At 38.4% G+C, this 17,247-nt stretch carries 20 protein-coding genes and 1 tRNA gene; 14 read left to right on the forward strand and 7 right to left on the reverse strand.

Annotated elements, in window-relative coordinates; translation table 11 throughout:
- The first annotated feature begins 41 nt into the window (after nt 1–41).
- The gene (locus WC707_02915) at nt 42–767 is read left to right on the forward strand and encodes a hypothetical protein (protein MFA6066108.1); all 726 of its coding nucleotides are present in this window, start codon (nt 42–44) and stop codon (nt 765–767) included.
- 92 nt (nt 768–859) lie between these two features.
- Entirely contained in the window at nt 860–1,480 is a 621-nt protein-coding gene (locus WC707_02920) for an orotidine 5'-phosphate decarboxylase / HUMPS family protein (GenBank protein ID MFA6066109.1), read from the forward strand.
- A 1-nt stretch (nt 1,481) separates the two neighbouring features.
- Here the strand turns inward: WC707_02920 and WC707_02925 are convergent, their stop codons facing one another.
- Together WC707_02925 and WC707_02930 are read right to left on the reverse strand one after the other, a co-directional pair.
- Nucleotides 1,482–3,221, reverse strand: coding sequence for an ATP-dependent DNA ligase (locus WC707_02925; protein ID MFA6066110.1), 1,740 nt, complete (start codon nt 3,219–3,221; stop codon nt 1,482–1,484).
- A 78-nt stretch (nt 3,222–3,299) separates the two neighbouring features.
- Nucleotides 3,300–4,397, reverse strand: coding sequence for a zinc finger MYND domain-containing protein (locus WC707_02930; protein MFA6066111.1), 1,098 nt, complete (start codon nt 4,395–4,397; stop codon nt 3,300–3,302).
- 154 nt (nt 4,398–4,551) lie between these two features.
- On the opposite strand from WC707_02930, the gene WC707_02935 reads away from it, so the two are divergent.
- Nucleotides 4,552–6,945: a cellulose binding domain-containing protein gene (locus WC707_02935; protein ID MFA6066112.1), complete on the forward strand. Its 2,394-nt coding sequence runs from the start codon at nt 4,552–4,554 to the stop codon at nt 6,943–6,945.
- Nucleotides 6,946–6,987: 42 nt separating this feature from the next.
- Here the strand turns inward: WC707_02935 and WC707_02940 are convergent, their stop codons facing one another.
- The 3 genes from WC707_02940 to WC707_02950 form a co-directional block, all read right to left on the reverse strand.
- Nucleotides 6,988–8,058, reverse strand: coding sequence for a hypothetical protein (locus WC707_02940; GenBank protein MFA6066113.1), 1,071 nt, complete (start codon nt 8,056–8,058; stop codon nt 6,988–6,990).
- Between the two features lie 143 nt (nt 8,059–8,201).
- On the reverse strand, nt 8,202–8,537 hold the full coding sequence (locus tag WC707_02945) for a type II toxin-antitoxin system PemK/MazF family toxin (GenBank protein MFA6066114.1): 336 nt from the start codon (nt 8,535–8,537) through the stop codon (nt 8,202–8,204).
- Entirely contained in the window at nt 8,534–8,761 is a 228-nt protein-coding gene (locus WC707_02950; protein MFA6066115.1) for a hypothetical protein, read from the reverse strand. The genes WC707_02945 and WC707_02950 overlap by 4 nt, the downstream gene beginning before the upstream one ends.
- A gap of 163 nt (nt 8,762–8,924) precedes the next feature.
- On the opposite strand from WC707_02950, the gene WC707_02955 reads away from it, so the two are divergent.
- The 11 genes from WC707_02955 (at nt 8,925) to WC707_03005 (ending at nt 16,519) form a co-directional block, all read left to right on the forward strand.
- The gene (locus WC707_02955; GenBank protein MFA6066116.1) at nt 8,925–9,449 is read left to right on the forward strand and encodes a hypothetical protein; all 525 of its coding nucleotides are present in this window, start codon (nt 8,925–8,927) and stop codon (nt 9,447–9,449) included.
- Nucleotides 9,450–9,478: 29 nt separating this feature from the next.
- A complete protein-coding gene (locus WC707_02960) occupies nt 9,479–9,871 on the forward strand; it encodes a hypothetical protein (GenBank protein MFA6066117.1) in 393 nt (130 codons plus the stop codon).
- A gap of 59 nt (nt 9,872–9,930) precedes the next feature.
- The gene (locus WC707_02965) at nt 9,931–10,227 is read left to right on the forward strand and encodes a hypothetical protein (protein MFA6066118.1); all 297 of its coding nucleotides are present in this window, start codon (nt 9,931–9,933) and stop codon (nt 10,225–10,227) included.
- Nucleotides 10,228–10,255: 28 nt separating this feature from the next.
- Complete coding sequence (locus tag WC707_02970) at nt 10,256–10,846, forward strand: hypothetical protein (protein ID MFA6066119.1); 591 nt, start codon at nt 10,256–10,258, stop codon at nt 10,844–10,846.
- Between the two features lie 33 nt (nt 10,847–10,879).
- Complete coding sequence (locus tag WC707_02975; GenBank protein ID MFA6066120.1) at nt 10,880–11,422, forward strand: hypothetical protein; 543 nt, start codon at nt 10,880–10,882, stop codon at nt 11,420–11,422.
- 100 nt (nt 11,423–11,522) lie between these two features.
- Nucleotides 11,523–12,068 carry a hypothetical protein gene (locus tag WC707_02980; GenBank protein ID MFA6066121.1) on the forward strand — a complete coding sequence of 182 codons (546 nt, stop codon included), beginning with the start codon at nt 11,523–11,525 and terminating at the stop codon, nt 12,066–12,068.
- A 50-nt stretch (nt 12,069–12,118) separates the two neighbouring features.
- Nucleotides 12,119–13,024, forward strand: a complete 906-nt coding sequence (locus WC707_02985; GenBank protein MFA6066122.1) for an SAM-dependent methyltransferase — start codon at nt 12,119–12,121, stop codon at nt 13,022–13,024.
- A gap of 125 nt (nt 13,025–13,149) precedes the next feature.
- Complete coding sequence (locus tag WC707_02990; protein MFA6066123.1) at nt 13,150–13,794, forward strand: hypothetical protein; 645 nt, start codon at nt 13,150–13,152, stop codon at nt 13,792–13,794.
- A gap of 8 nt (nt 13,795–13,802) precedes the next feature.
- Nucleotides 13,803–14,786 carry a hypothetical protein gene (locus WC707_02995; protein ID MFA6066124.1) on the forward strand — a complete coding sequence of 328 codons (984 nt, stop codon included), beginning with the start codon at nt 13,803–13,805 and terminating at the stop codon, nt 14,784–14,786.
- Between the two features lie 36 nt (nt 14,787–14,822).
- On the forward strand, nt 14,823–16,025 hold the full coding sequence (locus WC707_03000; GenBank protein MFA6066125.1) for a hypothetical protein: 1,203 nt from the start codon (nt 14,823–14,825) through the stop codon (nt 16,023–16,025).
- Nucleotides 16,022–16,519 (forward strand): hypothetical protein, encoded by a 498-nt coding sequence (locus tag WC707_03005; GenBank protein ID MFA6066126.1) that lies wholly within the window; start codon nt 16,022–16,024, stop codon nt 16,517–16,519. Before WC707_03000 ends, WC707_03005 begins: the two co-directional genes overlap by 4 nt.
- Nucleotides 16,520–16,573: 54 nt before the next feature.
- On the opposite strand, the gene pgsA is transcribed toward WC707_03005, so the two are convergent.
- Both pgsA and WC707_03015 read right to left on the reverse strand, forming a co-directional pair.
- Nucleotides 16,574–17,131, reverse strand: coding sequence for a CDP-diacylglycerol--glycerol-3-phosphate 3-phosphatidyltransferase (gene pgsA, locus WC707_03010; protein MFA6066127.1), 558 nt, complete (start codon nt 17,129–17,131; stop codon nt 16,574–16,576).
- Between the two features lie 25 nt (nt 17,132–17,156).
- Nucleotides 17,157–17,233, reverse strand: a tRNA-Met gene (locus WC707_03015).
- Between the last annotated feature and the right edge of the window lie 14 nt (nt 17,234–17,247).

The raw sequence follows: 17,247 nt of genomic DNA on the forward strand, positions 1-17,247 counted from the left end.
TGGAGCATCAAAGATGTCGCATTACTCAGAGGTTTTTTGCCATGAAACACATTAACGCTCTATCACCCACAATCATATTTTTAATTTTTTTTTACATACACGGTTCACAAGATATACAAAAAACAATCACCCCTCACATTATAACAATATTTATAAAACCATCAGACACCATGCCAACTAACACACCCGTTGATAAAAAACTTAATAAACCAGGCACCATCAACCGCACTATTATTAAACATCATTTAAAAACATTCCATAACAAAGGAGTATACGCAACATATGCAGGATTCGTTACCCATTCTGATAACAATGGCCAAATTATTTTTCCACGAAAACATGAAAAAAATGAGATGATCTATGTACTTACCCAAAAAATCAAACCCGTTATACTCCAAGGAAACACCGTGAACTATTTTATCGCCACTCCTCAAGCGGATGTCGCGTATTTTAAAGCAGAACAATTATTTGATGAACATAAAAAAATATATTATTGGCATGTAGCGCAACAGCCAGTTCCAGACAATAGAATAATTCCACCACTATCTCTTCATTTTTTTGTCAAACCTGAACATATGGTTATCCCTGAAGGAGATTTTGTTGCCGACAACAATCCAAACCTGTTATTACCAACAGTATATACCACAAAAGATATAACCATAGGAACAAATAGCCTGCTCTTTTTAAAAATAAGCAAGTTTTTTTCTCCTATAAAATTCGCCTATAATTACACTACAGAAAGATATGCGTTACGTATAAGGTCATAAGAATAAGAGCATTATACTTTGCATGGCCAAAAATGGTGGTATACTCATAAAATACATTGGTTTTTCTAATTTTTTGAAAAGGATATTGCGATATGAAATTACAAATCGCTTTTGACTTGCTAGAACTTGATAAAGCCCTTCTTATAGCTCATGAAATAGAAGACTATACAGATATTCTTGAAGTCGGCTCACTCCTTATTTACAAATATGGTGATACAGCAGTCAAACAGTTCAGACAGTCATTTCCCAACAAAATTATTCTCGCTGACGCAAAAATTGCTGATCGAGGTAAGGAAGTTGTAACTATTTTTGCACAAGCCGGAGCGGATTGGGTAACGGTTATGGCAGGTACAGGAAGAAATGTTATACATACAGCATGCGCAACAGCACATGATCTCGGAAAAAAGGTAATGCTCGATCTTTTAGACACAAGCTCTCTCGGACAATCAGCATTAGAAGCAAAAAGTCTTGGAGTCGATGCGCTTCTTTTTCACAAGCCTTCCGACGATGACGCACAGCTCACCTTCCTTGATCGATGGGACATGGTACGAGAAAATACACAGTTGCCTATTTTTATTTCGGCACCTATAACACGTGAAAATATTCACGAACTTATTGCCATTAATCCCACAGGAATCATCATCAGCAAAGCGATAACCAATGCTGATAATCCACAAGAAGAGGCTCGTTATTTTCACAAACTAATTGTTTAAATTATTTTTTTTGTTGTTCAAATAAAGTAAAAATTTCCTGAACAGATGTAGTTTCCTCAGGCGACTTATCAGACCGATAACCGATAAACCGAGGAAACCGCAATGCAAAGCCCAAATTTTGACCGCTCTTTCCAGCAGTATGTACAGGTGAAATAGTAATTTCATCTGCGCGAACAACACACACCAGGCTCGGCGCTACCCAAACATCGGGAGCAAGGTGCGGATCGCATACAACATTATGCAGCTGAGCTTTAAGCGCAATCTTATCACATTTTGCTTTTAACTCATGCCAATCGACGTCTTTCATACCAGTTCCGACTTTTGCAAGCGTCTCAAAACAGTCCTTATGTTTATTATAAACACCAACCAAAAATGCTCCTATACCAAACGCTGATCGCTTACCACTGCCATAATAGTATCCCAAAACAACCACATCTATGGTGTCTAAAAGAGTTCGCGATGCATGATATTTTAACTTTATCCAATTAAAGTTACGTTTTCCTGGCTGATAATGTGATGATGGTTTTTTTACAACAACACCCTCAAGCCCTGCGTTAATATTTTCTAAAAAATATTTTTCAAGCGCATCGGCAGACTCAACAGAACGCTCCGAAATAACACTGATTACTTCAGAAAATTGCGAAGAGACAATATGCAACATAGTATCACGACGCGTTGTATGCGCCTTATTCAACAAAGACTCGCCATCATGATACAAAATATCAAATAAAAAAAGCTTAAGTGGTAGTTGTTGCGCAACTTCTTCTACATCATGTTTTCTTTTTCGCTTAACCGTTTCTTGAAACGGCACAAAGCTTTGCGTATTTTCGTCATACACAATAGCCTCTCCCTCAACGATTAACGTTTGCACATTAATTTTATCAAAAGCTGCTACCAAATCAGGAAACATGTCTGACATATCACTCAAATTGCGTGAATAAAACCATCGTTTTTTACTGCCATTTCTATTATCACAATGAATTTGCAATCTAAATCCATCCAGTTTTGGCTGTACGGCACATGGTCCAATTTTCTCGAAAATATCTTGAGCAGTTGGGAGGCGCTCCGCCGCCGCTGGGCGTATAGGAATGCCAATAATAATAGACACATCATCTAATGCCGCTGCCCCCTTTTCTTTGAGAAGAGCGGTGATAAGACCAATATCTGCGCATACATTATACGCATGCTCAATACGCTCATGCAGTGACTTGCTTCCCGTAAGCATCCATGATAACGCATCAATAATGGTCATGTCAGAAAAGCCAAGCCGCAAATTGCCTAAGACAACGCGCACAATATATTGGGCAGAAAGTGCATCAACTGATGCCAAGAGCGTATATAAAAATTCTGATTTTTCTTCTTGGGATCCCGCTCCACCCATATTTTCTAAGAGCTCTAAATTATTATAGACAGATAAGAGGGTTGCGCTATGTTCATGCTCATGCTGATAATAGTGACCAACTACGGTTCCAAGATCACCACTTTTTTGCATAAGCTCATCAATATAGGCAACATCAGATGTTAATAAACGCGCAATGACACGGGTAACCAACTTATCAGCCATATTAAATTGATTGCCCTTATACGGTGCACGCAACAGACCAAGCGACAAATAACTAATAATCTGCGCCTCATGCGCCGTTGCTTTATCAAAAAGCTCCGCTAATAACTTTGTTATCGCCGTACGAGAAGACTCTGCATTAATACGTTCAAAATAATCTGCTACTGTTTTAAATTTCATATCGCCACGCCCGTTATTTTAAAAAAAACAAATATCTTTATAACGTAGCAAAGATTACTCAAAATGCAGAGCGCTTTTTTATGGCGTTGTTGTTTTTTTGCACGCTAATTTATGCTGCGACCAGTCAGTTTTTTGGCAAGCAACGGAGCAATAATACGCTCTTTTACACACCGTGCATTTTTTTGTTGACGTTGCACCACAACCAGAGCACATGGTAAAAAATTCATAAATAGGCGCTACAAATGTTGGCGAAATGTTTTTTGGATATTCAATATGAGCTAAATCATCAACCTTAAGACCTGCTTTTAAATTTCTGCTTACAAAAACATCTTTAAAACCCATGGTCATTAGATTGGTTTCTAACTTCTGAGCGTGCAAACCACCAGCATACACTATCACATTATCAGTAGCCGAGCTGTTCTTAATAACTTTATCCAATAAAGTTAGATCAAGCATAACGCTTTGCGCCGCTGTAAGAGTAACGAACATATCTGTTTTTTCTTGCAAAAACATATTCCCAACAATATCAAGAAAATGTGTTGCTGTAGAAAATTTAGGTTTTTTAACGATATGTGCAAGCATGTTTTTTGCCACATCATAGACTTTTAATTGTTCAGTAAAATCTTTTTGAAGGCTGTCATCAAAATGCGTAATTATTTGTTGTGATTCCTGCATTTTACTATCAAGATTTTTAAGATAATTATCAACAGTAACATCATAAAAAGATGCTGGGAAATTATATTTTTGCGCTACAGCATCTTGAAATTGTTGTGTTTGCAAAACAATATCACGTATCCAAAAATCAGCATCGGTACGCTTATCAAATGTTTGATATTCTGTAAAATTTTGCTGCCAATTGTAAGCAAGAGCTTTTTTTATAGGTATATGAATAGTATCATTCCCCGCTACTCCAAAAATAGGAGAGTTTACCGGGTGCTCAACATAAAATGTTTTTTCCGGTCCATTTTTCTGCAACCGCTCTAATAACGTTTCTATTTCTTTACCATGAGCACGAGTAATACCATCTTCTTGTTCCATATCATGCTTATCAAACATGATAGCAACTTTCTTGGAGCCATTTTCAAGACCCGTAAAACCAACCACCACGCAACATGTCGGTGTTGTTACCACTAAAAAACAATACAAACCTACAATAGAAAATATTTTAGTTATCATCGCCATAAACAAGCTTTCGTATAATTTTTAGTAAAATGCTATTACAGTGTAATAACATACCAGAAATAATTTTCCTGACCATTTTATTGCCTTGTAATTACCAAAAAATTTAAACTTACTTGTGCAATTGTATTATTTTGAGAAAAGGGGAAATATGTACAAGAAAAATATATTCTATTGTCTCATGCTTGCAGCAGTGCAAGCACAAGCGGCGCAGCTGCCGTTTGCTGACGGATCAATCGCACTCACCTATACAATGACATCATCGTGGGGGAGTGGATTTCAGGGACAAATACAAGTCACTAATAATTCTTCTAGCGCGTGGAATAACTGGAGCTTGAGTTTTACACTTAACGACCAGATCACGAGCCTGTGGAATGCAAATTATACCGCACAAGCCAACAATACCTATATTATTACTGCACCTTCTTGGCAAACGACATTAGCTGCAGGCGCTCAAGTCACCATAGGTTTTGTAGCAAACGGCGCTCTTAATACACCGCAAAATTTTGCACTTATCGGCGCAACCGGCCCTACCGGCAGCACGGGTGTAACGGGTCCTACCGGCGCGACCGGTGTTACCGGAACCACGGGCACCACAGGAACAACTGGAGTTACCGGGCCAACGGGCAACACGGGGGCAACAGGCGCCGCACAAAATGCACCGGCAATGCCCTCGGTTTCTGTACAACAAGATTGGAGTACATCAGCAGGCAAAAATTACATTGTATCCTGGAACATTTATTACGGAATAAAAGCAACGCAATGGCAACTGAGTGAAAATGGGGTTGTTATTTATTCTGCGCCAATTACAGCAGGAGATACCAGCTCGCAACAAACAGCATCTTATACGGTTACCAATAGAATGTATGGTATTTACACATATACAGTAACCGTAAGCAATAGCGCAGGATCAACCATAAGTGCTCCCGTGAGTTATGTTGCCGGCGGCGCAAGTAAAATTGCCATCACAGAATTAGATCACAACCAACAGGCATATCAAGCAACTATTAATCAAACAGCAGCAACAACATTTACGCTCAATACCGTTGGTACAAGCAGTCCATCATATACCTTGGCAACAAATAATCCCAATATTATTTCTTACCAGCTTACGACCCCAACAACCATCAGCGTTACTGGATTAAAAGCCGGAAGAGCATGCTTACGCATTACAGAAAATGCAACCGGACAAGTGCGTTATCTTGGCGTTCGGGTACGCAATGCAAATGGAACACTTCCAGGCCTTCCATCATATCTTTCTGTCGGTTCCGTCAGCGAAGATACCCCTGCTGCTTTAACATTTTGGCAAACCTTTGGAACAGGCGCTACCAATAGATACGCTGACATACGCTATATTTATATCAACGGTGGACCGTATATTGGCTGGAGGACATGGACGTCGGTCGATGGCGGACGAGCAATCGATTACATTAATAACAGTAAAAAACTAGGAATTATACCATTCTTTGTATACTACAATATTCCCGCTGGCGGAGAAAGTTATTACACCGACCTACAAAATGTTCAAGATGCAACCTACATGCAAGACTATTTTAAAGATCTGCAATTTTTCTTGAATATTGTAAAAACGCAAGGCGGCGATGAAACCGTTGGCATTGTGCTAGAACCAGACTTTATTGGCTATCTCATGCAAAACTCCAACGGAAATAACCCAACTCCAACATCACAGATTATGGCACACACTGATTCCGCATACACCAGCGGCGTCCTGAATGCATCAGTCGACCCGGCATTCCCCAATACGGTACAAGGGCTTGTGCAAGCAATCAACTATACCATCAAAAAATATGCGCCGAATGCTCTTTTTGGATGGGAAGTAAGTTTATGGGCATCACCAGGACTCACAACAAGCATAGGCTCTATGGGACTCATACGTATAACCGATACACTCGGCTATCAAGCGGGCAGAACAGCAATAGCTTCAGAAACAAACGCCATTGCGCAATATTATCAGAATAGCGGTATAAGTTCATACGGTGCATCATTTGTGGTGATGGACAAATATGGGCTCGATGCAGGATCAAGCTCTCCTGCCAATCCGGCACAATCAACCTGGTTCTGGAACGCTGATCACTGGCAGAATTACATACTTTTTGCAAACACGATGCACAATTTCTTCTCATTGCCCATGGTACTCTGGCAAATACCCGTAGGCCATATTAATACAACGCAACAATCTGATCCCTACAACGCAGGCGGCTATCCAGTACTTAATAACACCAGCACGCATTATGAAGACTCTGCACCAACCTTTATGCTGGGTGATACATTTAATCCAGGCGCAACACGTTTAAATTATTTTGCAACAAACCAATATGGCGACCCATTGATAACAACATCAGGAAGTAATATAACCTGGGGGCCACACATGCAAGAATTAGCGCAAAATGGAGTAGCGTCTGTACTCTTTGGAGCAGGAGTAGGCGATAGCACCCAAGGCTGCGCCAATCCTCCAACAGACGGCTACTGGTGGATTGCTCAAGTGCAAAAATATTTGCAAGCACCAGCACCACTGGCATCGTAAAAGCACAACATACAGCAAATAGGGCGGGTTTCCCCGCCCTTATTAATTAAATTTCTTCTCAGCAAAATATTTTTGAGGATTTTGTAGTTGCGTCTGCATATCTAATGCCTTATCATCAGGCTCATCTGATGATTCTACACTATACCTACCATCGGCGGCACTCGTAATCTTAAACTTTAATTTCAGCTTAGGAACAAACGTATAAGAAATGTCTTTACTCCATACATCTTCTTCAATCTGCTCAGGAGATAATTTATAACAATCTTGTGCAATATATTCTTTATATTCTTGTGGCTCATATTTCTTAAAAAGAGTAATATTTTGTTTCGCAAATAGCGCCTCCTGATACTTTTTTTGTACTACGTCAACGCACGCCATCTCATCCGCTTTAATCTTTCCCCGCACATTAAACCTAGTAGTAAAAAGCACATGATCGTAATAGAAATACTTATTCCCATTTAATTTTTGATAATATGACCCATCATTAATATACATATATAACTGTATTCTATCTGGATGTTTTTCTTTACATGCATTATAAACACGCATAACATGATGCGCATCCGTAGGACCCACGCAATTATTCATCATAATAACACCGCCACCGTTAACAACCTTTTGTAGATAGCTCGAAAGGCCTGCGTTATTTTCCGGCTTAATTTTTTCTCCAACAGTTGCAAACGTTACTTGCTCTTTTATACCATTCTTAATGGCCTTACCAAAAGTGGTATATTCAATGCCCTGCGTTATGTTTTTATAAAACGGATCAATATTAATACATTTGCATTCCCCTGGATACGTTTCTGCAAAATTTTTCATAAATGTTGGATACGCTTGCCAATCATCATGGCGGCTATGTGACCCAATACCCATGTAAACAATTTTTTCACCCTTATACGTCAGCGCTTCAGAAAGGCTCATAAGCCCCCTTTTGCGAAGCTGGGATCGTGCAAAAGAAGCCTTTACTCCTTCGCCTAACATACCTATGCCGCAACCAAGCATCAGAACAGTTATTAATTTTGCCGCCACGTTATTATCGTCATTGGCGCGAATCATGGGCGAAAACGTAACGCAAAAAACAATCAAACTCATCATTAAGTATTTAATATTCATAAAAACCCCACCCTTAAGTTATAACTATATAGTATATATTTTATAATATATTTTCAATTTGTCAAATATAAGAGGTGGGCATGAACGTGAAAATGGGTGGCGATGGGCGACTACTCGTGCATTACTCATGCTCAGGAGCAGCTTCAATCAAACGCTAAAACTATCTTGAGCGCATTGTCGATTGCAGCAAGCGTATCTTTTTCACAGGTGCCAATTTTGCCGACAAGCCTGGATTTATCAATGGTTCTTATTTGATCGACAAGAATTTTACCTTGTTTATCTTTGACGGTTATGGCGACTTCGAAAGGAAATATCCGCGATACGCTGCTCGTAATAGGCACAACAATAACTCTACTCGAAGCTTCATTGCCCGCGTTATTAGAAATAATAACTGCCGGCCGAGTCTTTGCTATTTCTGATCCGGCAACCAGGTCCAATGCAACCCAATAAATATCACCCCTTTTTGGAAATTTACTCATTCCCAACCCTCTATGTCCAACGACTGCCAATCATCGATAGTTTTTGAACGATCAGGGTCCTTTTCTGCCTGGGCATAGGCTTTTTTGAGGGCATGCGTCTTTTCTTCTAAGGCCTTCTGTAAAGTGGCGGAAACAAAGGCGCTTAATTGCTTTCTACCAACGAGCGCATGCAATAGCTCGTTGACTTCCACCGGTATCGAAAACGTTACGTTTACTTTTTTCATATGGTACTCCTCTATCTTTAATACTATCAAAAGCCAATACCTATTGTCTATTGTGCCAATAACTATTGCCCACCGCCTCCGATTGACTTTTATTCAATTACTAGTATAATTAACATTAGAAATAAAATACTATTTTAAAGATTATAAAAATGGGGATAAAAACATGAAAAAAAATCTTATAAAATTACTCGCCGTTATAGTAATCGCGGGCCAAGCGCAGACGACGCTATCTTATGATTGGGGCATGTTCGGGCAGGGAACTGCGCATTTTTTCTCAAAAGCCTATAATAATACCATTGGCGACCTATCAGGCTATCAACAAGCGGGTATTGCTGCAGGTATCGCAACTATTTTGGTAGGCGGCTGCGGCTTTTTTATCTATAAAAAAGCACTATCCTCAAATAATTACCAATCGGAAAAAGAAGCAAAAAATCAAGCCTCACAAGACTGCGAGAATTTAAAAATTGAAACCGGAAAATCAAAAAACCCAAGAATATGGGGATTAACAAATAACTATAATTACACCAACGAAAACAATCAGCGCGAATATTATCAGCTAAAAGCCTATAGACTCAGGAACGAACTTGCTACACATATCTCGCTCGACCAATACCTTCACGACAAACCCATGAAAAAAATATCACGCTACACTTTTTATCATGACACTAGAGCCATGTTTTATAACTAACAAAACAGCTATTATAAATAGGATAAAAAATGAAAAAAAACCTTATAAAATTACTCGCCGTTATAGTAATCGCAGGCCAAGCACAGACGACGCTATCTTATGATTGGGGCGATTATATCAAACCATTAGGCATTGCCACTGCAATGTTATTAACTAGTGGCGTTAACGTATACGGTTTCATAAAATCTAAGAGCGTCATGGAATCTAAAAATGCCGCCTATCTGGAGGCAACAAACCATTATAAGGCGTCTATGGAGAATATTGCAAATGGCACTATTGACCTTGACAAGCCTGGCGAGGATCCCTCTCAATATCAAAAAAGGTTTAATTATTCGGGTCTATTTTCAACCAAATATTTTCTTGTAAAATCAGCTCTATACCAGCATGAAGGGGAAAAAAAAGTCGCCCGACAGTTTTTTTAGACGAAAATAACGTTCATAAAAATGAAGAATATTATTGCGACAACCAATGGAAAAAAATTATGACATCGGAGGCCGATGCAGAAAAACTAGCTAGTTTAGAGTACTGTCATTTGAAAAGTAAAATTGAAAACTTAGATAAATCAATAGAAACGTCCTCGAAAACGCAGTATTATTACATCAACGAAAATAATCAGACTGAACGTTACGAGATAGACTGCGAAGGATTCAAGAACCTTAATATCACTTCGATTAAGCTCCTACAACACGATTCCAACAAATATACCTATTACAAAAAACTAGAGTTCTTTGAGCATGCAACTGATAAAAAACGATGGACTGAGTTTCGAAACAACTAATAAAAATAGCTTATAAATAGGATAAAAAATGAAAAAGAATCTTATAAAATTACTCGCCGTTATAGTAATTGCGGGCCAAGCACAGACGACGTTACCTTATGACTGGGGCATGTTCGGACAGGGAACTGCGCATTTTTTCTCAAGGGCCTATCATAATACCATTGGCGACTTACCGGGCTATCAACAAGCGGGCATTACTGCAGGTATCGCAACTATTTTGGTAGGCGGCTGCGGCTTTTTTATCTATAAAAGAGTACTATCCTCAAATCATTACCGATCGGAAACAGAAGCAAAAACTCAAGCCGCTACAAGCACGCCCGTTACCAAAAAAACATCGAAAGCAGAGGCAGAAGCTGCAGCTCAGAAAAAGTATGATAATTTGAAAGGTGAAATTCAAAAATTAGATGAACCAATAGAAAAAAACTTGAACCCGAGATATGATTACACCAACGAAAATAATCAGACCGAATATTATGAGGTAGCAGCCATAGGATTAAAGAAAAGTAATTGGACCATGATCTCGCTCTTCCAACGCTATTCCGAAGAATCTATCAATAGCATAAAACAAAACACCTTTAACCATGCAACTAAACTATGGTCAAATGGTAAAGATAATTAACAAAAACAGCTATTAAAAAGAGATAAAACAAACATGAATAAAAATCTTATAAAATTACTCGCCGTTATAGTAATAGCAGGCCAAGCGCAGACGACGCTATCTTATGATTGGGGCATGTTCGGACAGGGAACTGCTCATTTTTTCTCAAGGTCCTATGGTAATACCTTTGGCGACCTATCAGGCTATCAAATAGCGAGTATTATTGGCGTTGCCGTTTTCACGGTAACAACAGGAGACATGTTTTCTAGAGCCTGGTCATCTGCAAAGGAAAAAGCAAAAAATGAACAACAAAATCCTGCTCCATCGATACCATCAGAAGAGCAAACACCACAGACAAGCTCATGGTCAATCACAGAAGAAAAAGCTAAAAAAACAGCTGAAACACGTCTTGCTACACTAAGGATGAATGGTATTGGATCAGACGATTCCATGACGATAGACTTTCCATTTGGAAAAAAAATGGAAAAAGCGCCATATGGTCATTTTACAATTATAAGAAAAAAAACAGGCGACAATATAGAACTATCTTTAGAGCGCCACGACGGCAACCAGTCGTTCATCGAAAAACAATATTAATAGCAAAAGAAAGCTATTCTACTTCAACTAAAGTTTGGAGTGATGCTATACCAGAGAAAAAGAACTAAAATTCTCAATACTATTTACCCAGGATAAAAACATGAATAAAAACCTTATAAAATTACTCGCCGTTATAATAATCGCTGGCCAAGCGCAGACGACGCTATCTTATGATTGGAGCATGTTCGGGCAGGGAACTGCGCATTTTTTCTCAAGAGCCTATAATAATACCATTGGCAGCTTATCCGTTAATCAACAAATATTAAGCGTCGCCACTATTGTTATTGGAATAACTGGAGCCGTTATAATCAATGAAAAATTTAAAACGCTAGAACAACGCGTTAGCAATGTTGAAGATAAAGAAGCGTGTAGAAAAGGGAAGAAAAAATTTCATGCATTAATTACAAAAAACCTGGAGAAGACCACTGCAGAGGCGTGGCTTGAATTATCCAAAAAATTTAATAAGACACATCCGGTATATACAATGGAAGTAGTAGAAACAACAGAATACAAAGAAAAAATAACGACTTCAAATTACTCAAGCCTAGCGGTGGACTTGTATAAAAAACAGCCAGAAAAAACATGGGTAGCCGGTTATTTTTATAGTGGTACACAGAGTACATGGAAAAAAACTGAAAAAAAATAAACGTAAAATAATTTTTAATTAGGCGCGGGCTTTTATAAGGCATATGGTATATGAATCCTATCAACATCGCATTAGCAATCTATACATTAGAAAAAGAATTAGAACGTGAGCTGCAATTCCGCAACATTTCTTTTGAAAAACACGACAGATTATATTTTTTAAACACCAATTACTGTCCGTTGTTTGCTCAAGTAACATGGATCAATTGCCAAACACTATCTATTACATCTATTGGCGATGGCATCAAAAAGCTAAAAGCGCTTGGCAAAAACTGGTCCCTTTTCAGCATTGATCATCACAGGCGAGCGCAGCTTATTCAAGATGGGTTATATAAGATCAAAAACACGCCCACTGCATTTTTAGAAGCCGAACCAAAGCATTCTATGGGCGGCTGGACACTGCTTAATGCCAATACTATTATATGCTCCTCTCACACAACATCACGTTATCCGTTAGGAAAAATAGAATTCATAGAAAATAAAAAAGTACCACCATCACGAGCATACTTAAAATTATGGGAATTTTTTACAGTACACTGCCCGCCACCGGCTCCGCATACAAAGGTTATTGATATGGGCGCGTGCCCCGGCGGCTGGAGCTGGGTACTTTCTCAATTAAACCTTGATGTTGTAAGCGTCGATAAGGCGCCACTTGATGCTAACATTGCACAAGCATCAAATATAACGTTCTTACAAGAAAGCGCATTTGGCCTTGATCCTAAAAAAATTGAACATGCGGAATGGTTATTTTCTGATATCATTTGTTATCCTGAACGCTTGCTTGCATTAATTAACAAATGGAGAAAAGAGAGTACTGTACAACATTTTGTATGCACTATTAAATTTCAAAACGAAGCAGATTTTAAAATTATTGATGAATTTTTAAAAATACCACAGAGCAAAATGGTCCATTTATACCATAATAAGCATGAAGTCATGTGGTGGCTATCTCATTAAAATTAACTTTGCCCATTACTCTACCTTGATCAGAAAAACCCCTCTCATTGACTAATTACAAAATAACGTCATAATTATTATTAGAAATAAAAGCCAATACGATATATATTTTAAGCAGGATAAAAATGAAAAAAAATCTCACAAAGCTACTTATCGTTATATTGATAGCAGGACAAGCACAGACAGCACTGCCCTACAATTGGGACATGTTCAACCAATCAACTTCTCATCTTCTTTCAAATACCTATAATATACTGAGCAATCCATTCGCTCAAAAAATATGTATTTGCCTAGCGGGAGCCAGTCTTGCTGTTCATTCTTATAACATGCAACAAGAGCTAAACTCTTTGAAGACGGCGACGGATAAGCAAAAGCAAGAAGAAAGCGCCCAAAAAGAAAATGTTGAAGAAAAGTTTAAAGCGATGAAAAAAAAAATTAAGGTACTTGAAAAATTTAAAGCAAAAATTAAATTTGAGCGCTTGATCTCTTATTTTATGAAGCAATCCATTGAGCAAACAGAAGATTCTATGAAAAATAATGCAAAAATAAACAATTTTAATACAAACAACCCAGGCTTCATAATACAGCCACAGCAAAGCAATCTAATGGTCTTCACGGATGGTAAGAAGAATATTCCGGGGCTCCAGGTAGCATTATACGAAAAGAGCGAACACAATCCCAGCGGTAGATCCGATAACCATATAATGGCCTATGTCGTCCTAAACAAAGGAACAAACGAATGGTCAAAGATTAAAAGAGTCAAAAATTAGGAATCAAAATGAAAAAAAATCTCACAAGACTACTTATTATTGTATTGATAGCAGGACAAGCACAGATAGCCTTGCCCTACAATTGGGACATGTTCAGCCAATCAACTTCTCATTTTTTTTCAAATATCTATGGCAACTTATCAATGACTCAACAAATAGGCGTTCTAGTGTTTTTAGGAGGCTTTGGAGTCGCAGGAGGAGGGGCGGCAAGAAGGTTTATATACCAAAAAATAACCCGTAAAAATGCTCCTCAAACGCAAACATCAAACCAACAGCCCGTTTATCAAAAAAATCAAGAAGAAACCGTAAACACAAAAGCAGAAATTCCGGTCGAAAACACCAACTTTAATACAGACGCCCCGCTCGTTCCTCAAGAAATTCAAACACAAACGCCGGTCAGAAACATTTCTTCTCTTATAGATACAGAGAATCTTTCTACTCAAACGCAAACATCAACCTCACCGAGCGTTTTTGAAGAAAATCAAGAACGCTCGCAATTACTCAAGCAGAAAAGCAGTTCGACACAATTTTTTTCCCAGGAAATACATTCCAAGAAACGCAAATTTGAACAAACCATAGAAGCAAAAACACCGATAGATACGGGGAATCTTTCTCAAGAAACTCAATTTGAAATCACAGAAGCAGAAATGCTGAACAGAGCTCAAAAGTGCTACGCTACATTAAAAAATACTCTGGGAGAACCAGACTTCAACGCAAGCGAATTCGTTTTTCCTTTTGGATTACGCAAGGGGTATGCATATTTTGATCATTTTATAGTTTCAGCAGCGAAGGTCCCTTTGGAACCAAAAGCTATAACCGATAGCAAAGATATATTTAAACGATGGATATCGTTAATCATGTATACTCCGACACGGAATGAGGCTGAGCACCCCGTACAAGCTGGTTATACAAAACCCTCCACGACGATTGTTTATGAAAGTTATGACATGAGCTCTAAAACATGGGAGCGTATTGAGCAAAAAACAAAATAAAGTTCTTCATAATAAAAAGAAGCCAACAGGATCAACATGAAAAAAAATATCACAAGACTAGTTATTATTGTATTAATAGCTGGACAAGTACAGACAGCATTGCCCTACGATTGGGACATATTCAGCCAATCAGCTTCTCATCTTCTTTCAAATACCTATAATATACTGAGCAATCCATTCGCTCAAAAAATATGTATCTGCCTGGCGGGAGTCGGTCTTGTTGCTCATTCTTATAAAATGCAAAAAGAGCTAAACTCTTTGAAGACGGCGACGGCGCCTCAACCAAAGCCCCAAGAAAGCACCCCTGGCGTTAATAGTGATCAAATAGAAGCGTTACAAAGCAATATTAAAGAGCTTCGGACTATTACAGCTACCTTGAAAAAATCTCAAGAAGAATCTGAGGCTCGCCTACAAACGCATCAAGAACAACTTGGACAACAATTTACTCAGAAAAAAGATTATGACAATAAAATAGAAGCGCTACAAAGCAATATTAAAGAGCTTCTTCAGGCTACTGCAACTACCTTGCAAAAATCTCAGGAAGAATCTGAGGCTCGCCTACAAAACCGTCAAGAGCAACTTAAACAATCGCTACCAGAGGAGCTACAAAAAATTAATGCTGCGGCGTTGGTCGCACAGAACACCTTGCAAGTATTGCAAGATATTCAGTCTGCTACAGATGCCAAAACTAACGAAGAAGGTCCGCAGAATCTTAAAAAAAAGGTTGAACAATTAACTCAGGACCTGGTTGCTTTCCAAAAAGGAAACCTAGATACATTTCAACGCTACCAAGAAAACTTACAACAATTTATATCTACTACAAATGAGCAAATTAGAACATTAATACAACGGACTGAGAACAATCAAAAGAATATTGAAGACAACGGCAAAAGGATTATGGTCCTTGAAAAATTTAAAGCAAAAATTGAATTGAGGTCCTATATTTCTCATTTTCAGAATAATCCCACGGAAATAAAAACGCTTATTGAAAATAATGAAAAAATAAATAAATTCAATAATAAGAACCCTCGCTTTATACTACTATCAAGTCAAAATAATCAAGTCACCTTAAATAATCCGATTATTCAAGGTGTTTCGTTAGCATTGTACGAAAGAAACGAGCACAATCCCAGCGGTAGGTCCGATGACTATATAATGTCCTATATCGTTCTAAACACAGAAACAAACAAGCAAGAATGGTCAAGGGTTAAAATAAACAAAAATAAGAAATCAACATGAAAAAAAATATCACAAGACTAGTTATTATTGTATTAATAGCTGGACAAGTACAGACAGCCCTCTCCTACAATTATTGGGCCATAACGCATACGACGTTCTCGTGTGCTTACCAAAAGGCATTTGGCAGTTGGTCAAATGAACAGATAGCCCTCGGCGTTGTAGTGGCGGTCTCTTGTTGCGGATTTTATCGTCTTCAAAAGCAGATTAAGACATTAACACAAAAAATCCAAGCTCAAGAAGAAAATATTTCGCAAGCAAATTTGGATATCGAGGATCTTAAAGCCCTCAATCATCTTGGCATTTGCATTAAGACATCGCTTGATAAGTCTCTAGAATCTGTCTTCGAGACATTTAAAAAGACTTACGGCGAAACTCACAGTGTTAGCAGAGGAATGGATGATTCTTATTATATTTTCAATTTAATAAGAACCGTTCCTGCCGTTACTACAGGTGATCCCACTAGAGCATCTTACTATACCAAAAAGAATTCATGAAAAAGAGCGCGGCGGGCTTTGAAAGCCCGCCGCGCTACAATAAATCAGAAATTGTCAGCAACACGCACGAGCAAAGCGACGATAATAATCCCATGCGGATATAAACGTAAAAAAAAGCGCTAATATTAAAAGAGCAAGCTCTATACGATTCCATCCATCGGCAAGTCCATAGTGCTGATAGGGATTAAGAATAATAAAAAAAATAAGCATCATCTGAACGGCCGTTTTTATTTTACCCAAGTATGATACCGGCACAGAAAAATTATGAGATAAGGCAATTTCACGCAAGCTCATCACAAAAAACTCACGACCAATAATAATAATCACCCACAAAAAATATATCTTGTGAACAACCACCAACGCAATTAACGTAGAAAAAACTAAAAACTTATCCGCAAGCGGATCCAAAAGCCGTCCCCACATCGTCTCCAACTGATACCGACGCGCCAAATACCCGTCAAAAAAATCAGTGATACTAAAAACAAAAAAAGCTGCCGCCAACAGTATGTTAATAAAAAAAACATTGCTTGGAAGAAAGGCAACTAATAAAATCGGTAAAAAAAGTGGTGCGACAATGAGTCTAACAAGAGTAAGTAATAATGGAATATGCATTACGACTCGATATATGTGTTTGATATGGTGGCGACGCAGGGATTCGAACCCCGGACCTACGGATTATGATTCCGCCGCTCTAACCAACTGAGCTACGTCGCCTAATATAATTTCAA

It is taken from the genome of Candidatus Babeliaceae bacterium, assembly GCA_041660765.1.
Taxonomy (GTDB): domain Bacteria; phylum Babelota; class Babeliae; order Babelales; family Babelaceae; genus JBAZVR01.

Bases quoted from the DNA above. Each gene is read 5' to 3' on its own strand.
- WC707_02915 (MFA6066108.1), top strand. From the start codon at position 42: ATGAAACACATTAACGCTCTATCACCCACAATCATATTTTTAATTTTT.
- WC707_02920 (MFA6066109.1), top strand. From the start codon at position 860: ATGAAATTACAAATCGCTTTTGACTTGCTAGAACTTGATAAAGCCCTT.
- WC707_02925 (MFA6066110.1), bottom strand. From the start codon at position 3,221: ATGAAATTTAAAACAGTAGCAGATTATTTTGAACGTATTAATGCAGAG.
- WC707_02930 (MFA6066111.1), bottom strand. From the start codon at position 4,397: ATGATAACTAAAATATTTTCTATTGTAGGTTTGTATTGTTTTTTAGTG.
- WC707_02935 (MFA6066112.1), top strand. From the start codon at position 4,552: ATGTACAAGAAAAATATATTCTATTGTCTCATGCTTGCAGCAGTGCAA.
- WC707_02940 (MFA6066113.1), bottom strand. From the start codon at position 8,058: ATGAATATTAAATACTTAATGATGAGTTTGATTGTTTTTTGCGTTACG.
- WC707_02945 (MFA6066114.1), bottom strand. From the start codon at position 8,537: ATGAGTAAATTTCCAAAAAGGGGTGATATTTATTGGGTTGCATTGGAC.
- WC707_02950 (MFA6066115.1), bottom strand. From the start codon at position 8,761: ATGAAAAAAGTAAACGTAACGTTTTCGATACCGGTGGAAGTCAACGAG.
- WC707_02955 (MFA6066116.1), top strand. From the start codon at position 8,925: ATGAAAAAAAATCTTATAAAATTACTCGCCGTTATAGTAATCGCGGGC.
- WC707_02960 (MFA6066117.1), top strand. From the start codon at position 9,479: ATGAAAAAAAACCTTATAAAATTACTCGCCGTTATAGTAATCGCAGGC.
- WC707_02965 (MFA6066118.1), top strand. From the start codon at position 9,931: ATGACATCGGAGGCCGATGCAGAAAAACTAGCTAGTTTAGAGTACTGT.
- WC707_02970 (MFA6066119.1), top strand. From the start codon at position 10,256: ATGAAAAAGAATCTTATAAAATTACTCGCCGTTATAGTAATTGCGGGC.
- WC707_02975 (MFA6066120.1), top strand. From the start codon at position 10,880: ATGAATAAAAATCTTATAAAATTACTCGCCGTTATAGTAATAGCAGGC.
- WC707_02980 (MFA6066121.1), top strand. From the start codon at position 11,523: ATGAATAAAAACCTTATAAAATTACTCGCCGTTATAATAATCGCTGGC.
- WC707_02985 (MFA6066122.1), top strand. From the start codon at position 12,119: ATGAATCCTATCAACATCGCATTAGCAATCTATACATTAGAAAAAGAA.
- WC707_02990 (MFA6066123.1), top strand. From the start codon at position 13,150: ATGAAAAAAAATCTCACAAAGCTACTTATCGTTATATTGATAGCAGGA.
- WC707_02995 (MFA6066124.1), top strand. From the start codon at position 13,803: ATGAAAAAAAATCTCACAAGACTACTTATTATTGTATTGATAGCAGGA.
- WC707_03000 (MFA6066125.1), top strand. From the start codon at position 14,823: ATGAAAAAAAATATCACAAGACTAGTTATTATTGTATTAATAGCTGGA.
- WC707_03005 (MFA6066126.1), top strand. From the start codon at position 16,022: ATGAAAAAAAATATCACAAGACTAGTTATTATTGTATTAATAGCTGGA.
- pgsA (MFA6066127.1), bottom strand. From the start codon at position 17,131: ATGCATATTCCATTATTACTTACTCTTGTTAGACTCATTGTCGCACCA.